The 15,708-nt window shown below is 61.6% G+C and carries 16 protein-coding genes; 10 read left to right on the top strand and 6 right to left on the bottom strand.

The window, feature by feature from the left end:
• Nucleotides 1-107: 107 nt before the first annotated feature.
• Nucleotides 108-635 (top strand): gamma carbonic anhydrase family protein, encoded by a 528-nt coding sequence (locus PU133_RS12460; protein ID WP_404861961.1) that lies wholly within the window; start codon nucleotides 108-110, stop codon nucleotides 633-635.
• A gap of 85 nt (nucleotides 636-720) precedes the next feature.
• Here the strand turns inward: PU133_RS12460 and PU133_RS12455 are convergent, their stop codons facing one another.
• Nucleotides 721-1,332, bottom strand: coding sequence for a transglutaminase-like cysteine peptidase (locus PU133_RS12455; protein ID WP_404861960.1), 612 nt, complete (start codon nucleotides 1,330-1,332; stop codon nucleotides 721-723).
• Between the two features lie 290 nt (nucleotides 1,333-1,622).
• Nucleotides 1,623-2,234 carry a PilZ domain-containing protein gene (locus PU133_RS12450; RefSeq protein ID WP_404861959.1) on the bottom strand — a complete coding sequence of 204 codons (612 nt, stop codon included), beginning with the start codon at nucleotides 2,232-2,234 and terminating at the stop codon, nucleotides 1,623-1,625.
• Nucleotides 2,235-2,485: 251 nt separating this feature from the next.
• On the opposite strand from PU133_RS12450, the gene PU133_RS12445 reads away from it, so the two are divergent.
• Together PU133_RS12445 and PU133_RS12440 are read left to right on the top strand one after the other, a co-directional pair.
• The gene (locus tag PU133_RS12445) at nucleotides 2,486-3,232 is read left to right on the top strand and encodes a rhomboid family intramembrane serine protease (protein WP_404861958.1); all 747 of its coding nucleotides are present in this window, start codon (nucleotides 2,486-2,488) and stop codon (nucleotides 3,230-3,232) included.
• A gap of 115 nt (nucleotides 3,233-3,347) precedes the next feature.
• Complete coding sequence (locus tag PU133_RS12440) at nucleotides 3,348-3,776, top strand: CBS domain-containing protein (RefSeq protein ID WP_404861957.1); 429 nt, start codon at nucleotides 3,348-3,350, stop codon at nucleotides 3,774-3,776.
• 4 nt (nucleotides 3,777-3,780) lie between these two features.
• Here the strand turns inward: PU133_RS12440 and PU133_RS12435 are convergent, their stop codons facing one another.
• Genes PU133_RS12435 through PU133_RS12425 form a run of 3 tightly spaced genes read right to left on the bottom strand, consistent with a single transcriptional unit; the run spans nucleotide 3,781 to nucleotide 6,084 of the window.
• Complete coding sequence (locus tag PU133_RS12435) at nucleotides 3,781-5,124, bottom strand: sensor histidine kinase (RefSeq protein WP_404861956.1); 1,344 nt, start codon at nucleotides 5,122-5,124, stop codon at nucleotides 3,781-3,783.
• Between the two features lies 1 nt (nucleotide 5,125).
• Nucleotides 5,126-5,794, bottom strand: a complete 669-nt coding sequence (locus PU133_RS12430; protein WP_404861955.1) for a response regulator — start codon at nucleotides 5,792-5,794, stop codon at nucleotides 5,126-5,128.
• Entirely contained in the window at nucleotides 5,791-6,084 is a 294-nt protein-coding gene (locus tag PU133_RS12425) for a PepSY domain-containing protein (protein WP_404861954.1), read from the bottom strand. Before PU133_RS12425 ends, PU133_RS12430 begins: the two co-directional genes overlap by 4 nt.
• Here PU133_RS12425 and PU133_RS12420 point away from each other — a divergent pair.
• The 4 genes from PU133_RS12420 (at nucleotide 6,083) to PU133_RS12405 (ending at nucleotide 11,239) form a co-directional block, all read left to right on the top strand.
• The gene (locus PU133_RS12420; RefSeq protein WP_404861953.1) at nucleotides 6,083-7,291 is read left to right on the top strand and encodes a hypothetical protein; all 1,209 of its coding nucleotides are present in this window, start codon (nucleotides 6,083-6,085) and stop codon (nucleotides 7,289-7,291) included. The genes PU133_RS12425 and PU133_RS12420 overlap by 2 nt on opposite strands.
• A gap of 333 nt (nucleotides 7,292-7,624) precedes the next feature.
• Nucleotides 7,625-8,581 (top strand): TAXI family TRAP transporter solute-binding subunit, encoded by a 957-nt coding sequence (locus PU133_RS12415; protein ID WP_404861952.1) that lies wholly within the window; start codon nucleotides 7,625-7,627, stop codon nucleotides 8,579-8,581.
• 136 nt (nucleotides 8,582-8,717) lie between these two features.
• Entirely contained in the window at nucleotides 8,718-10,850 is a 2,133-nt protein-coding gene (locus PU133_RS12410) for a TRAP transporter permease (protein ID WP_404861951.1), read from the top strand.
• The gene (locus tag PU133_RS12405; RefSeq protein WP_404861950.1) at nucleotides 10,847-11,239 is read left to right on the top strand and encodes a DUF1850 domain-containing protein; all 393 of its coding nucleotides are present in this window, start codon (nucleotides 10,847-10,849) and stop codon (nucleotides 11,237-11,239) included. The genes PU133_RS12410 and PU133_RS12405 overlap by 4 nt, the downstream gene beginning before the upstream one ends.
• On the opposite strand, the gene PU133_RS12400 is transcribed toward PU133_RS12405, so the two are convergent.
• Nucleotides 11,218-11,439 (bottom strand): hypothetical protein, encoded by a 222-nt coding sequence (locus PU133_RS12400; RefSeq protein ID WP_126010437.1) that lies wholly within the window; start codon nucleotides 11,437-11,439, stop codon nucleotides 11,218-11,220. The genes PU133_RS12405 and PU133_RS12400 overlap by 22 nt on opposite strands.
• A 534-nt stretch (nucleotides 11,440-11,973) precedes the next feature.
• Here PU133_RS12400 and pdhA point away from each other — a divergent pair.
• From pdhA to PU133_RS12385, 3 genes are read left to right on the top strand one after another with little or no spacing between them, the layout of a single operon-like run.
• A complete protein-coding gene (pdhA, locus tag PU133_RS12395) occupies nucleotides 11,974-12,894 on the top strand; it encodes a pyruvate dehydrogenase (acetyl-transferring) E1 component subunit alpha (protein ID WP_404864528.1) in 921 nt (306 codons plus the stop codon).
• A 15-nt stretch (nucleotides 12,895-12,909) separates the two neighbouring features.
• A complete protein-coding gene (locus PU133_RS12390; protein WP_404861949.1) occupies nucleotides 12,910-14,319 on the top strand; it encodes a pyruvate dehydrogenase complex E1 component subunit beta in 1,410 nt (469 codons plus the stop codon).
• Nucleotides 14,320-14,333: 14 nt separating this feature from the next.
• Nucleotides 14,334-15,704, top strand: a complete 1,371-nt coding sequence (locus PU133_RS12385) for a pyruvate dehydrogenase complex dihydrolipoamide acetyltransferase (protein WP_404861948.1) — start codon at nucleotides 14,334-14,336, stop codon at nucleotides 15,702-15,704.
• Nucleotides 15,705-15,708 lie beyond the last annotated feature (4 nt).

Genomic DNA, 15,708 nt, shown 5'->3' with positions numbered 1-15,708 from the left:
GATCGCCGCAACGAATCGACGAAGAGAGATGCGAAGCTGCTTCAAGGCTTGCGCCAACAGGGTTAACCCGTTCTTAACGTGAAGAGCTGATTTGGGAGGACGATGGATTGGCGCTTTATCGACTGGACGACAGAGAACCAGTACTGCCCGGCGGCTTTCATTGGATCGCGGCTTCAGCGGAAGTCATGGGCGCCGTGGAGATCGGCGAGGATGTCGGTATTTGGTTCAACGCGGTTCTGCGCGGCGACAACGAGTTCATTCGCGTTGGCCGGGGCTCCAACATTCAGGAGAATTGCGTTCTCCACACCGACATGGGCTTTCCCTTGAGCATCGGGGAAGGCTGCACCATCGGCCATAAGGCGATGCTGCATGGCTGCACCATCGGCGACAACAGCCTGATCGGCATGGGCGCCACGGTCCTGAACGGCGCGGTAATCGGCAAGAACTGCCTCATCGGCGCCGGGGCACTCGTGACGGAACGCAAGATCATCCCGGACAATTCCATGGTGCTAGGCTCGCCCGGCAAGGTCGTGCGCGAACTGGATGACACCGCGATCACGATGCTTCGGCTTTCGGCTGCCCACTATATCGACAATGCCAAGCGCTTTGCTGCCGGTCTCGTGCGCATCGACTGAAAAGAAAAAAGCCGGCACTCCTTGTTGAAGCGCCGGCCAGAGAGACCCGTCCACGGGGAAGCGGGACGGATCTTAGGGATTTGAACTAGCGCACGGCGCCGACAGCCATCGGATTGCGGTTGTCGTCGATCTTGTTCCAGCGGCCGGCATGGTTGCCCGCCTGGCGCTTGAGATAGGTGTATTCCGTGTCGGACCAGAGCATGACGCGCTCACGCATATTGTCGAGAATGAAGTCGCCATGGTCGGTGGTGACCGTCAGCACGGCATGACCTGAACCGTCCGGCTGCAGGACAACGGTGATCAGCAGGTGTTCGGCGGAAAATCCGCGCTCGATCAGCATGCGGCGCTTGAGCAGGGCGTAGTCCTCGCAGTCGCCAACGCTGGTCGGGAAGTCCCAGTACTCCTCGACGCCGTAGATCTCCTGGTCCGTCAGCGGAATGATTGTCCGGTTCACTGTCGCGTTGACATGCAGTATGTCGGCCCAGGCCTGGCGGGTCAGCTGCGCCGGTGCGCCGGTGACGCCAGAAGTCGCCTGGCATTCGTGCGGCAGGCGCAGGCAGAATTCGTGATGGCCGATCGGCTGGCTCGTGGCGCCGGTGGTGACCATGTTGAGCGAGGCGGCGCCGGCACTGTTCTGTCCCAGAATGGCGCCCGTCAGAGCGATTGCCGCGAAGATTGCTTTTTGCATTTTGTTCATTGGTTGCTTCCCCGTGTTGGGAAGACATTGCCACGAACAATTTTAGATCACGCAAAATAGCATAGTAGAGTTAAGTACAAATGCGATCTTGTGCGTCAAGAAATCCGAAACTATACTATAGCGCATTTTATCGATTGGCGAACGACTTTTTTAACCATTGGAATCCCGGAGTTCGCGCGTTTGCAGCACGAAAAAGGCCGCCTGGCGTCGAGCGAGGCGGCCTTGTCTTGATTTGGTACAGCGACCGTTTTGGGAGAAAACCGGCTTGCGTTGAGCAAGCGGCTGGAAAATTATTCGAGATAATTTCGCAATGCTTCGGGCGGTTGAACTCGCACGAACTCCATGGCGACGCCTTCCTGGAAGTGGCGCACCACGCGGCCGCGCATCGTACCAAGTGTCAGCGGCGTGCCGAGGGCAGGGCGCACGTCGATCTCGATTGCGGCGCCGGAAAGCGACAAATCGATCACGCGGCATGCATAGCGCCGGCCGTCTTCCAGAAGGATTTCGGAACGCGCGCTGCGCGGCGTGTAGCGTTCATGGCGACGATCTTCCGGCAGGGCGAGCTCGTGCTTGTTGGCAAGCCATGTCAGCTGCGCCGCCAGCTTCTCCCGCTTGCGCTGCGTCGCGTTGAGCGCGATGGAAAATCCGCGCCCATCCGCTTCTACGACGCGGCCTTCGATACGGCCGATGTGATCGAGGTAAGCCACGATCCGCTCGTTGGTTTTCGGACGCGCGGTGCATTGAAACACCACATCACCCGGCGACATTTCCGCCGCAACACAATCGAACTCGGAAAAATCCGCGCACATGAGGCGACCGGGCAGGTTGACGGTCACGCTTTGGAAGCGTCGATCGCCGGATGCAGTCGGGGCGCTTGGCGCCTTTTCGAGGACGAATGACATGGTGCCCCTTGGCATAAGCAGGATCTTGTCCCCAAGGTTAGGCCATATCTGTTAACAACCGGTAATATTCGCCAGTCGTCGTCGTGTAAAAATGGCGCATTGCGCGTCCGGCGCGGGCTTTGTGCACGCTGTGCGTGCGAGGTGCCGTGGCCTCATTCGATTGACTTTGAGCCTCCACCGTCCCACCTCTGATCCGACGCCGATGCCGCAAAAGCGGCTCTGGCCGAACGCGGCGCAGGAGTGATAAATCCATGACCAACGACAATGGCAGTGAGGCGCCCGGAGAACCGTTTGGCGCAGCGCCCGAGCCTGAGCGGCGTTCCGAACCGGTCTTCAATCTGCCCCGTGTCGTGGTGGTGGCACTCGGATTGCTTTGGGCGATCCATCTGATCCGCGTCGGACTTCTGGGCCGTATTCAGGATCTGGGATTGCTGCTGGAAACGGCGTTCATTCCGCTGCGTTATGCCGTTCCTTTGACGGATCAGTCGCCCGCATGGCTGTGGTCACCCGTCACCTATTCGCTGCTCCATGGCAGCTTTGCCCATATCATCGTGAACTCTCTCTGGCTGGTGGCGTTCGGCGCGATCGTGGCGCGGCGGATCGGCACGACGCGCTTCGTCCTGTTCTGGGTCGCGTCGGCTGTGGCTGCCGTTGCGCTGCATCTCGCCCTTCATTGGGGAGACGACGTGCCCGTCATCGGCGCGTCCGGCGTCGTTTCCGGTCTTATGGGTGCGGCGGCGCGGTTCGCCTTTCCGCAGAGCGGCCGCTTCAGGCGTGAAAAGGCGCACTTCCTGCCGCGACTGTCGGTGGTGGAATCGCTGAGCAACCGGACTGTCCTCGTCTATGTGGGGCTCTGGTTCGGCATCAACGCCTTGGCCGCCTTCGGCTTCGGGTCGGACCCGACCGGCACGACCCAGATCGCCTGGGAAGCGCATATCGGCGGATTCCTGTTCGGCTTCCTCGGCTTCGCCTTCTTCGATCGTCGATCCTGGGCCTGACCGTCAGCACCCCAAGGTCCTGCTTGAAAAACTTCTGCCGCCGCCGCACGATGCGCCGCGAGGGTGCTCGGATGGGTGGGGAAATTGCGTCGAGCCGCGGCTTGTGGAGGAAGTGATGACAGTCAGAATCATATTGGAAGAGAAGGGACGTGATGTGACCACTGTCGGTCGCGAGACGACTCTTATGGAAGCCGCGCGCGTGCTGACGCAGCAGAAGATCGGCGCGGTCGTCGTCGTCGATCCAGATCGTCAAATTCTTGGCATTCTGTCCGAACGTGACATCGTTCGCGCCATCGCCGAACGGGGCAGAGACGTCATGGATCAGGACGTTGCAAGCGTCATGACGCGCAAAGTCGTCCAATGCCGCGAAGAGAGTTCCATCAACGAGGTCATGGAGATCATGACCAATGGCCGCTTCCGCCATCTGCCGGTCGCGGTCGACGGCAGGCTGGCCGGCATCATTTCCATCGGCGACGTCGTGCGCCGGCGCATTCAGGATGTCGAGCGTGAGGCGGAAGACATGAAGGCCTATATCGCCAGCTGATTGCTCACGCCTCGCTGGCCGGAAGCTCAAGCGTCGCCAGAAGGCCGCTTCCGGCGGCGCGTTCAAGCGTGAGCGTGCCGCCATAAAGACGCGCCAGATCGTCGACGATCGAAAGGCCAAGGCCGCTGCCGGGCTTGCTTTCGTCGAAGCGCACGCCACGCGACGTCGCAGCTTGAAGAGCATCTTCCGCAAGCCCCGGACCGTCATCCCGGATCGATATGGTGATGCGACCGCCATCTATCGGTCTGGCCGTCACCAAAACCGATTTCGATGCCCACTTGCAGGCATTGTCGATCAGGTTTCCGAGCATCTCGTCGAGATCCTGTCGCTCGCCAGCAAAGGTCGGTTGGCCATCGACGTCCACCTGCAGGGAAAGATGACGATCGGCGTGGATGCCGCGAAATACCGGAAAAAGATCGGAGATCGCTTCGCTGACCGAGACCTTCGCACCGAGCACGCCATGCGACGCCGCCGAACGCGCACGGCGAAGATGGTGGCCGATAAGCCGGTTCATCTGCTCCGTCGCATCCAGCAGGACTGCACCGTCGGCATTGCTTGCCGTCTGGAGCCGGTTGCTCAAGACCGACAGCGGTGTCTTCAGGCCATGGGCGAGATTGCCCACATGGGTGCGCGCGCGGTCGATCACCGTTTTGTTGTGGGCGAGCAGCGCGTTGATCTCGGACGCGACCGGCGCGATCTCGACATAGGGCTGATCGGGCAAACGTTCCTTGTCGCCACGCCGCACGGCCGCAAGGTCGCGCCCGAGCTTGGCGAGCGGCTGCAATCCGAAGTGCACCTGGAGCCCGATCGCGATCGCGATTCCGGCGGCAAGCAAAGCAAGCGACAGGACGAGCGGCTGAACGATGGTCGCCACTTCGTCCTCGATCAGGTCGGCAGGCATGGCGACCACGACCCTCAGCCGGCGCGTGCCACCGGGCGCCGTGAAATCGCGTTCCTGTTTGCGGATGATCGCCCCGTTGGGCCCTGGTTCCGTGCGGGTCGTGATCGTGCCATCCGGTTCGGCGACCGCGACGCCGAGCTCGACATCCCAGAGAGAACGGGAGCGCGACAGGACACCGTTTTCGTCATTGACCTGCCAGTACCAGCCGGAAAGCGGTCGATCGAAGCGCGGATCGACGACGGAATTGGCGATGACCACATTGCCCTGCTCGTCGAACTCGGTGCCGGACATGACGGCGATCATCGTCGCCTGCAACTGCGCGTCCGCATTGCGTTCGACGAACTGGCGCAGAAGTGCCGAAATGAAAAGCCCCGCGATCAGGATCGCGACAGTCGTCCAGACGAGCGCCAGCCCGACGAGGCGCAGTTTCAGCGACCGTCGCGCCATATCAGGCGTTCGTAGGTGCGGAGAGGCGATATCCCTGGCCGCGGATCGTCTCGATCATGTTGCGACCGATCTTGCGCCGCAGCCGACCGATGATCACTTCGATCGAATTGAAGTCGCGATCCGTATCGCGCTCATAGAGATGTTCGCTCAGTTCCGTGCGCGTGATCGGGCGTTCGGCGTGGTGGATCAGGTAAGACAGCATCCGCGTCTCAAATGCGGTGAGCTTCAGCGGCAGGCCATCGAGCGTGATGATGGCGAGCTGCGTGTCGAGCACCAGCGGACCGCAGGTCAGTTCGCTCGTGGCATGGCCGGCCGCGCGCCGCACAAGGCTGCGGCAGCGCACGACGACCTCTTCCATGCGGAAGGGTTTGACGACGTAGTCGTCGGCACCGGCGCGAAAACCGCGCACCTTCTCCGACCAGTCGTCGCGCGCCGTCAGGATTAGAACCGGCATCAACCGCTTGCCCCGCCGCCAGCTCGTCAGGACCGAGATGCCATCCATCTTGGGCAGTCCGAGATCCAGCACGACCACATCATAGGTTTCGGTCATACCGAGGAATTCGGCCGCTTCGCCATCATGCGACGTATCGACCGCAAAGCCGGCTGCGGTCAGCGCCTCGGCGAGCTGGGCAGCGATGCGCTCGTCGTCTTCCACCACAAGCGCTCTCATGGGCGTCGTCTCGCATCCACCAAACCGCGTCCGTCGGCCTCCAATATCGCACCGTCGCGTCCGTCGACACGGATGCGCAGAATGTCGCCGCGTGGGGTCAGCATGCGCAAGGCATAGACGATATCGGTTCGCTCATGCGGCCTTCCGGTATCGAGCACGGCTTCGATCACCGTTCCCTCAAACCGCTCCTGGGCGCGCTCCATGGCTTCGGCGATGGATATGCTCGCGCCTTGAGACTGGGCGAGGATCGTCGGCGCGATCGGGTTTGCCGCTACGGACTTGGTGCCCATGATCGCGATACCTGAGGCAACGACAAGTGCGAGCAAGACAGGTCGCTTGAGCCCTTTTAGAGAAGAAGGAATAACATCGGTCATCATGACCGCATGTATAGCGCTTCATCTTGAATGGAAGTTGAACCATGCGGTTGCGGTCTCGTTCAGGGCAGATGACCTAAAAGAAGGGCAAGTCGAAACGCAGTCTTTCAAACCGTTTGCGGCATCAGCAAAGGAACTGACCATGAAACGCATGCCGAACCCCATTCTTCCAATGCTCGTCGCAGCCGCGTCCCTCCCGTTCGCTGGCACTGTCGCGTTCGCGCAGACGGTGTCGATCGATCAGCTCGGCAACTCCGCTGGCATGAACATCCAAGGCGAGGTCAGCGACGTGTTCGGCAATCGTTTCGTGCTCGATGACGGCACGGGACGGGTCCTCGTCGAGATGGGGCCGGAGCGCGGTCAGGAATACGACATTCGTGCCGGCGAACGGCTTACTGTCTTTGGCGAACCGGATGGCGATGGTTTCGACGCGTTCCGAATCGTGCGCGAAGACGGTAGCGAGATCGAGGTACGCAGCGCCGATGGTCCGCCGCCATGGGGCAATGCCGAGCGTCGTCCTGCGTCAGACGGCGCGCCTGCAGGCCAGGAAGATGTTCAGCAGATTGTTTCCATGCTCGAGGCCGCGGGTCTGACAGACGTCCGTCTCGACGAGCGCAAAGGCCGCCACTATGAATTCGAGACCCGCGACGCGGACGGCCGGGAGGTCGACATTGATGTTTTCTTCGACGGGCAGATCAAGAAGATCGATGTCGAAAGCGACAGGGCGGCGCCAACCGTGGACCTGACGACGTTCTTGCCGGAGGCCATCCGCGCCGCAGTTGCCGAGCGCGGCATCGTCGACCTTCGGGAGTATGACGTGAAGCGCAACCATGCCGAAGTGGATGGTTATGATGCCGAAGGACGCGAGATCGAAATGGAGATCGCCGCCGACGGACGCATTCTCAAAGTCGAGATCGACGATGATCAGGTGCGCGCTCCACAACCAAGCGTCGATGAAAGCACTCTGCGGACGGCTGTCGAGGCCGGCGGCTATGCATGGGGCGGCGACGTTGAGCGCAAGCCGCGCCATTTCGAGGTGAGCGCCGTGAACCCGGAAGGTGAAACGGTCATGCTGCACGTCGATCTGAGCGGCGAAATCTACAAGGAACAGCTTCTGCGCTGAGCCCGACAGCAAGACAATCGAAGATCGAAGCTGGCGGTTCGTGATGGATCGCCGGCTTCTTTCGTTTGGGACGCAACCCGGGAAACGTCCCCGCTGGGCGCTGTGCAACTTGCCTGATGGGGAGGTGCCGTGTAGCTTTCGCGCCGTCGGGTGGCGCTTGCCCGTTCAAGAGAGCGCGATCAATCACGGCCCAAGCGGTCGCTGGCAGTCGGTTCGGCGCGGGGAGCGCGCTTGAGAGCGGCGGCATATGGAGGAATCGGGCGGCGGCGCGTCGCCTGTGTTTGCAGCAGAAAAACGCGGGCGAGAGACCCGTCATGTGGAGGAGATAAGACGATGTCGAAACTGATGAAGAAGGCTGTCCTTGGCGGGATGGTCCTGGCAATCGGTGCATTTCCGGGCGCCGCAAGCGCGCAGCAGTTCATCAATGTGCTGACCGGCGGCACGTCAGGGGTCTATTATCCCCTGGGCGTTGCGATGTCCGAGATCTATGGCGACAACATCGAAGGCGTCCGCACCCAGGTTCAGGCGACAAAGGCCTCGGTCGAGAACCTCAATCTCCTTGAACAGGGCAGGGGCGAGATCGGTTTCTCGCTCGGCGATTCCCTCGTGATGGGCTGGGAAGGCAACGAGGAGGCCGGTTTCCGCGCCCCGCTGCAGAAGCTGCGCCGGGTTGCTGCGATCTACCCGAACTATCTCCAGCTCGTCGCAACGGCCGATTCTGGCATCACGACGCTCGCAGATCTCGAAGGTCGTACCCTGTCGGTCGGCGCGCCCGCTTCGGGCACGGAGCTCAACACTCGCGCCATTCTGGCTGCTGCCGACATGACCTATGACGATCTCGGTCAGGTCCAGTACCTGCCGTTTGCCGAGTCCGTGGAGCTGATGAAGAACCGTCAGCTGGATGCGACGCTGCAGTCCGCTGGTCTCGGTGTCGCATCGATCCAGGATCTTTCTACGACCAACCCGACGACCATCGTCGAAATCCCTTCGGAACTGGTGGAATCGATCGGCGCGCCTTACGCGCCTGCGATCATTCCTGCCGGCACCTATGAGGGCCAGGATGAGGACGTGGAGACCGCATCGGTCATCAATTACCTCGTGACCCACGAAGATGTGGACGAGGAGACCGTCTACCAGATGACCAAGCTGCTCTACGAAAACCTCGATCGGATGGCGTCTGCGCATTCGGCAGCCGCGGAGATCGACATTCAGAATGCCGTCGATGAAAATCCTGTGCCGCTGCATCCGGGCGCCGAGCGCTACTATCGCGAGCAGGGCCTTATTGACTGACATGTCGGCCAAATAGCGATGACTGACATTCAGCGTCCCGGCTTCCCCGGGGCGCTGATTGCGTATCGACCTTAAGAACAGAACGGCGCTCGGCGGCGCTTTCGTCGCCTGGAAGACGCTCAGCGAGTAAAAGACAATGACATCTACCGATCGCGACTTGCCTTTGCAGGCCGAACTGCAGGCACCGGCTGAAGCATCGGAGGCCGAACACGGCCTGCCTGGAGGGTTCGGACAGGGGCTGGAGGGGCGCATTGTCTTCCTGATCGCCATTGCATTCTCGGTTTTCCAACTGTGGTTTGCCGCTTACCATTCGCTGCCCAGCCAGACGGTTCGCGCGCTGCATGTCGGCTTCGTGCTGCTGCTCGGCTTCTCCCTCATTGCCAGCCTCAAGGGTGGCCCACTACCGCTGCGCATCGCGCTGTGGAGTGCCGGCATCGTGGGCTTTCTGACCGGCGTCTATCACTACGTCTTCTACGAGGATCTCATTCTGCGCGAGGGCGGCTGGCTCATCACGCAGGACCTCGTCGTCGGCACGATCATGATCGTCCTCGTCTTCGAAGCGACGCGCCGTCTGATGGGGATCGCGCTGCCGATCATTGCCGGCATCTTTCTGCTCTATGGGCTCTTCGGCCAATATTTCCCTGGCGTGCTCGCCCACCGCGGGTACGGCTTCGACCAGATTATCGGCCATCTCGGCTTCGGCACGGAGGGCATCTACGGCACGCCGGTCTACGTCTCGGCGACCTACATTTTCCTTTTCATCCTCTTCGGCTCGTTCCTCGAGCGGGCGGGGATGATCAAGCTGTTCACCGATGTCTCGCTTGGCATGGTCGGGCACACGCGCGGCGGACCGGCGAAGGTGGCCGTCGTGTCCTCGGGCTTCATGGGCACGATTTCCGGCTCCGGCGTCGCCAACGTCGTCACCACCGGCCAGTTCACCATCCCGTTGATGAAACGCTTTGGTTACAAGCCGGCCTTTGCCGGCGGCGTCGAGGCCGTGTCGTCCATGGGCGGGCAGATCATGCCCCCGGTCATGGGCGCCGTCGCGTTCATCATGGCCGAAACGCTGAACATTCCCTACCGCGAAGTGGTGATCGCCGCGATCATCCCGGCGGTCCTCTATTTCTTCTCGGCCTTCTGGATGGTGCATCTGGAAGCCGGCAAGCGCGGCCTCGTCGGCATGCGTCGCGATCAGCTGCCAAGCGCCATCGGTGCGCTGCGCGCCGGCTGGTACCTGATCATCCCCTTGGCAGCGCTCGTCTACCTGCTGTTCACCGGCTATACGCCGCTCTTTGCCGGCACGATGGGTCTGGCCCTCACCGCAGTTCTCATCCTCGGCGGCGCCATCGCGCGCGGGCTGCCCGGTCAGGCTATCCGCTTTCTGTTCTGGATACTGCTCGGCCTGCTCTGCGCCGCGTTCTTCCAGTATGGCGTCAATGTCATCATCACCACGATCGCGGTGCTTATCGCCGTCAATGCCTTCGTCAAGGGCGGTCGGCAGACGCTCGCCGATTGCCGCGACGCGCTAGCGGACGGTGCCAAGAATGCCCTGCCGGTCGCGATCGCCTGCGCCATGGTCGGCGTCATCATCGGCATCCTCACCCTGACCGGTTCGGCCTCGACCTTTGCATCCTTCATCGTCCGCATCGGTGAGACGAACCTCTTCCTGTCGCTCGTTCTGACGATGATCACCTGCCTCATCCTCGGCATGGGCATCCCGACGATCCCGAACTACATCATCACGTCGTCGATCGCCGGCCCGGCGCTGCTGGAACTCGGGGTTCCGCTGCTCGTCAGCCACATGTTCGTGTTCTATTTCGGTATCCTTGCCGATCTGACGCCGCCGGTCGCACTCGCCGCCTTCGCCGCAGCTCCGATTGCCAAGGAGTCAGGCATGAAGATCGGCATGCAGGCGGTTAAGATCGCGCTCGCAGGCTTCGTCATCCCCTTCATGGCGGTCTACACCCCAGCGCTCATGATGCAGGACGGCGGCCCGCTCGCCGATGCGATCGGCTTCTGGCCGGCCGTCGCCTACATCGTCTTCAAGACCGTGATCTCGATTTCGCTCTGGGGGGCTGCCGCGATCGGCTTCATGTTTGCACCGCTTGCCTGGTGGGAACGGCTGCTGGCGACAGCCGCTGCCTTCTCACTCGTTCTGGCTATGCCGATCACCGATGAAGTGGGCTTCGCGCTTGCTGCCCTGTTCCTGGCTCTGCAATGGTGGCGCGGCCGCAGGAGCCGCGAGCAGGCCACGGTCGCCGGCGAATGAGCCTCTGCCTGAGCGCGGCGGGCAAAACCGTCGCGCTCGCGCTTGAAGCGTTTTCCCTCGTCTGGACGCACTCGGTGGAAAAGACCGAATGGCGCGAGGAGTGGCGCATCGCCGATGGTCTGTTGGTCATCGAGCGCGCGCATGTTCAGGGCACTGGTGCCGGAATGGAAATTCCAGCCGGTGCGCAGTTGATCGATAGGGCATGGGTCTACGAGCCCGACCTTTCACCCCGGCCGTCCGTGATCTTCTCGGATGCAGGGCAAGGCAGCGACTGGCAGATATGCGCCATGGACCGTTGCCGCGCGATGGGCACGCTTCTGCCTGTCTCCGGCACAATCCTGGAAATGAAGGCCTGCAATGGACCTGGTCAGCCGCTGTTTGAGGACTGACAGCCGACCCCGCGTTCGAGCGCCACGGCGCGTAGAACCTTCCTCAAGCGAAACCGCTCGAACGGCACCGGCGCACTGCGATAGCGTGCGGTGAGAAGGTCCTCGTCGAGCTCATCGATCGCGGCTCGAATATCGTCGTTGCTCACTGCCTGATCATCAACCAGAAAGCGCACCATCTTATCGAAGCTGTCCGACGTCATGTCGATCTCCAAAGGCATGAGGTTATGCCCCCGAACTCGCTAAAATGGCAGAACTCCAGCGCTTATAAAGCCGGCTTCCCCAACGCCCTCGCGAGACGGCTAACGAGTGCTTTTCGTCTGTACCATTTTCGGCCACCGGCAAGCCCGGGTAACGGCCTGGAATGCTCCCCGCATAGTGCGTCGCACCATCCCCTTGTGCGCCGCAATGACCGCAATGCAGCAATTAACACGAAACGGGTTAACTTAGAAAAACATTTGTCTTTTCAGTTACTTCCGCTGCATTGAAGCTATGCATTTGCGCTGTTGCTGGTCGTTTCGCTTTGGCATAGGTTCGGTGTAACGAAATGCGTCTCAGGGAGGAAATGCATGGCCACGCGCAAGCCCGCGTCAACGGCTGCACGCCGTACGTCATCTGCCCGCACATCCGCATCCGTTCGCCAGCAGACGAAGAAGTTGTCACCTGTCGGACAGATCATCGCGCCTCCGGCGCCGGAGGAGTTCACCAAGGAGCGTGAACTGCAGGCCTACAACGACATGCTGCTGATCCGGCGTTTCGAAGAGAAGGCCGGCCAGCTCTACGGCATGGGCTTCATCGGCGGCTTCTGCCACCTCTACATCGGTCAGGAAGCTGTCGTCATCGGCATGCAGATGGCGCTGAAAGTGGGCGACCAGGTCATCACGGGCTACCGTGACCATGGCCACATGCTCGCCACCGGCATGAGCCCGCGCGGCGTCATGGCCGAACTGACCGGCCGCAGGGATGGCTATTCCCGCGGCAAGGGCGGCTCCATGCACATGTTCTCCAAGGAGAAGGGCTTCTACGGCGGTCACGGCATCGTCGGTGGCCAAGTCTCGCTCGGCACCGGGCTTGCCTTTGCGAACAGCTACCGTGGCAACGACAACATCTCACTGACCTATTTCGGTGACGGCGCGGCCAACCAGGGCCAGGTCTACGAAAGCTTCAACATGGCGGCGCTCTGGAAGCTGCCCGTCGTCTACATCGTCGAAAACAACCGTTACGCCATGGGCACATCGGTATCGCGCGCTTCGGCCCAGACCGATTTCTCGCAGCGCGGCGCATCGTTCAACATCCCAGGTATTCAGGTGGACGGCATGGACGTGCGCGCGGTCAAGGCCGCCGGCGACCTCGCCGCCGAGCACTGCCGTTCGGGCAAGGGCCCGATCATTCTGGAAATGCTGACCTACCGGTACCGCGGCCACTCCATGTCGGACCCTGCGAAATACCGCACCAAGGACGAAGTGCAGAAAATGCGCTCTGAGCAGGACCCGATCGAGCAGGTGCGCAAGCGGATCCTCGACAATGCATGGGCGAGCGAAGACGAACTGAAGGCGATGGATAAGAAGATCCGCGACATCGTGGCCGATAGCGCCGATTTCGCGCAGTCAAATCCAGAGCCGGATCCGTCCGAGCTTTACACCGACATCCTCATCTAAGGTTGGGAGCCGCCCATGTCTGTTGAAATTCTGATGCCGGCGCTGTCCCCGACGATGGAAGAGGGCACGCTGTCGAAATGGTTGAAAAAGGAAGGCGATACGGTCACCGCCGGTGACGTCATCGCCGAGATCGAGACCGATAAGGCGACGATGGAAGTCGAAGCCGTCGATGAAGGTACGATCGCCAAGATCGTGGTTCCGGAGGGCACCGAGAACGTCAAGGTGAATGCCGTCATCGCGATCCTTGCCGAAGAGGGCGAAGACGCATCGGCCGCTGCGTCCGGTGGTGACAAGAAGGCAGAAGCCGAAGCGCCTGCCGAAGCGGAAGCTCCCAAGACGGAGCCGAAAGGCGAGGCCGAAGGCGCCAAGGAAAGCGGCAAGGTCCCGGCGCAGCCCAAGGTCGAAGCGCAGTCCGATCCGGATATTCCGGAAGGCACCGAAATGGTATCGACGACGGTGCGAGAAGCGCTCCGCGACGCCATGGCCGAGGAGATGCGCCGCGACAAGGACGTCTTCATCATGGGTGAAGAGGTCGCCGAATATCAGGGCGCCTACAAGATCACGCAGGGCCTGCTGGACGAGTTTGGCGCCAAGCGTGTGGTCGATACGCCGATCACCGAGCACGGCTTTGCCGGCGTAGGCGTCGGTGCCGCCATGTCTGGTCTGAAGCCGATCGTCGAATTCATGACGTTCAACTTCGCCATGCAGGCGATCGACCACATCGTCAATTCGGCGGCCAAGACCCTCTACATGGCCGGTGGCCAGATGGGTGCGCCGATCGTCTTCCGTGGACCGAACGGCGCCGCTGCCCGCGTCGGTGCACAGCACTCGCAGTGCTATGCCGCATGGTACGGCCACATCCCGGGTCTCAAGGTCGTCATGCCTTATACGGCAGCCGACGCCAAGGGCCTGCTCAAGGCTGCTATTCGCGATCCCAACCCGATCATCTTCCTCGAAAACGAAATCCTCTACGGCCAGAGCTTCGACGTCCCGAAGATGGACGATTTCGTCCTGCCGATCGGCAAGGCCCGGATCCACAAGCAGGGCACGGACGTTACGATCGTCTCCTTCGGCATCGGCATGACCTATGCGGTCAAGGCGATGGACGAATTGGCCGGCATGGGCATCGATGTCGAGCTCATCGATCTTCGTACGATCCGCCCGATGGACCTGCCGACCGTCATCGAGTCGGTGAAGAAGACCGGCCGTCTGGTCACCGTGGAAGAGGGGTTCCCACAATCGTCCGTCGGCACCGAGATCGCCACGCGCGTGATGCAGCAGGCATTCGATTATCTAGACGCGCCGATCATCACGATCGCCGGCAAGGACGTGCCGATGCCTTACGCCGCCAACCTGGAAAAGCTCGCTCTGCCGAATGTCCAGGAAGTCGTCGATGCTGTGAAAGCCGTGACTTACAAAGCCTGAGGGAGGGCAAAGAGATGCCGATCAACATCACGATGCCCGCGCTCTCTCCCACGATGGAAGAAGGCAATCTCGCAAAATGGCTGGTGAAGGAGGGCGACAAGGTCTCCTCCGGTGACGTCATCGCTGAGATCGAAACCGACAAGGCGACGATGGAAGTCGAAGCCGTCGAAGAAGGCACGGTCGCAAAGCTCGTCGTGCCGGCCGGCACCGAGGGCGTGAAGGTCAACGCCGTCATCGCCATTCTGGCCGAAGAGGGCGAAGACGCCGCTGCGGCCGCAAAGGGTGGTGGTTCTGAGGCAAAAGCCGAGGCAAAGTCACAACCCGAGGAGAAGCCGGAACAGCCGAAATCCGAGCAAGGGGCGGAGAAGCCAGCAGAAGCGGCAAAGCCGGTCGCCGACCAAGCAGCTGCGGCCGCTACTCCGGCACCGAAAAAGGACGGCGAGCGCATTTTCGCCTCGCCGCTCGCCCGTCGCCTTGCCAAGGAAAGCGGCCTTGACCTCACCGCTGTCTCGGGCTCCGGTCCGAAAGGCCGCATCGTGAAAGCCGATATCGAGGCAGCCGCCAAGGGTGACGCGCCGAAGGCAGCGGCAAGCGCGGCGCAGTCTCAGTCCACATCGGCCACCGCACCAGCGCCGATGGCGAAAGGCGCCAGCGACGAGCAGGTTCTCAAGAACTTCGCTGAAGGCTCCTACGAGCTCGTCCCGCATGACGGCATGCGCAAGACCATCGCCAAGCGGCTGGTCGAGTCCAAGCAGACCGTCCCGCACTTCTACGTATCGGTCGATTGCGAGCTTGATGCGCTTCTGGCGCTACGCAAGCAGTTGAACGACGCCGCACCGGTTCGGGACGACAAGCCCGCCTACAAGCTTTCGGTCAACGATCTGGTGATCAAGGCGCTCGCTCTGGCGCTCCGAGACGTGCCGGACGCGAACGTGTCCTGGACCGAAAGCGCGATGGTCAAGCACAAGCACGCCGATGTCGGCGTTGCCGTGTCGATCCCGGGTGGCCTGATCACGCCGATCATCCGCAAGGCCGAGGAGAAGTCGCTCTCCACGATCTCCAACGAGATGAAGGATCTCGGTAAGCGCGCCCGTGACCGCAAGCTGAAGCCGGAAGAGTACCAGGGCGGAACGTCGGCGGTCTCCAACATGGGCATGATGGGCGTCAAGAACTTCTCCGCCGTCATCAACCCGCCGCATGCCACCATCCTGGCGGTCGGCGCCGGCGAGAAGCGGCCGATCGTCAAGAACGGCGAACTGGCGATTGCAGAGGTCATGACGGTCACACTGTCGACTGACCATCGCTGCGTCGATGGCGCGCTCGGAGCCGAACTGATCGGTGCCTTCAAGCGCTACATCGAAAACCCGATGGGAATGCTGGTCTAGGGAC

Source organism: Georhizobium sp. MAB10, from assembly GCF_045012825.1.
GTDB classification, from domain to species: domain Bacteria; phylum Pseudomonadota; class Alphaproteobacteria; order Rhizobiales; family Rhizobiaceae; genus Georhizobium; species Georhizobium profundi.
The sequence above is the reverse complement of the archived record's forward strand: the minus strand, read 5'-3'. Positions and strand labels throughout refer to the sequence as shown.

What these genes read in the sequence shown, in the direction of transcription:
- PU133_RS12450 (WP_404861959.1), bottom strand. Translation starts at nt 2,234, where the DNA reads ATGTCATTCGTCCTCGAAAAGGCGCCAAGCGCCCCGACTGCATCCGGC.
- PU133_RS12410 (WP_404861951.1), top strand. Translation starts at nt 8,718, where the DNA reads ATGACATCTACCGATCGCGACTTGCCTTTGCAGGCCGAACTGCAGGCA.
- PU133_RS12385 (WP_404861948.1), top strand. Translation starts at nt 14,334, where the DNA reads ATGCCGATCAACATCACGATGCCCGCGCTCTCTCCCACGATGGAAGAA.
- PU133_RS12440 (WP_404861957.1), top strand. Translation starts at nt 3,348, where the DNA reads ATGACAGTCAGAATCATATTGGAAGAGAAGGGACGTGATGTGACCACT.
- PU133_RS12415 (WP_404861952.1), top strand. Translation starts at nt 7,625, where the DNA reads ATGTCGAAACTGATGAAGAAGGCTGTCCTTGGCGGGATGGTCCTGGCA.
- PU133_RS12425 (WP_404861954.1), bottom strand. Translation starts at nt 6,084, where the DNA reads ATGGGCACCAAGTCCGTAGCGGCAAACCCGATCGCGCCGACGATCCTC.
- PU133_RS12390 (WP_404861949.1), top strand. Translation starts at nt 12,910, where the DNA reads ATGTCTGTTGAAATTCTGATGCCGGCGCTGTCCCCGACGATGGAAGAG.
- PU133_RS12455 (WP_404861960.1), bottom strand. Translation starts at nt 1,332, where the DNA reads ATGAACAAAATGCAAAAAGCAATCTTCGCGGCAATCGCTCTGACGGGC.
- PU133_RS12430 (WP_404861955.1), bottom strand. Translation starts at nt 5,794, where the DNA reads ATGAGAGCGCTTGTGGTGGAAGACGACGAGCGCATCGCTGCCCAGCTC.
- PU133_RS12400 (WP_126010437.1), bottom strand. Translation starts at nt 11,439, where the DNA reads ATGACGTCGGACAGCTTCGATAAGATGGTGCGCTTTCTGGTTGATGAT.
- pdhA (WP_404864528.1), top strand. Translation starts at nt 11,974, where the DNA reads ATGCTGCTGATCCGGCGTTTCGAAGAGAAGGCCGGCCAGCTCTACGGC.
- PU133_RS12435 (WP_404861956.1), bottom strand. Translation starts at nt 5,124, where the DNA reads ATGGCGCGACGGTCGCTGAAACTGCGCCTCGTCGGGCTGGCGCTCGTC.
- PU133_RS12420 (WP_404861953.1), top strand. Translation starts at nt 6,083, where the DNA reads ATGATCGCGATACCTGAGGCAACGACAAGTGCGAGCAAGACAGGTCGC.
- PU133_RS12405 (WP_404861950.1), top strand. Translation starts at nt 10,847, where the DNA reads ATGAGCCTCTGCCTGAGCGCGGCGGGCAAAACCGTCGCGCTCGCGCTT.
- PU133_RS12445 (WP_404861958.1), top strand. Translation starts at nt 2,486, where the DNA reads ATGACCAACGACAATGGCAGTGAGGCGCCCGGAGAACCGTTTGGCGCA.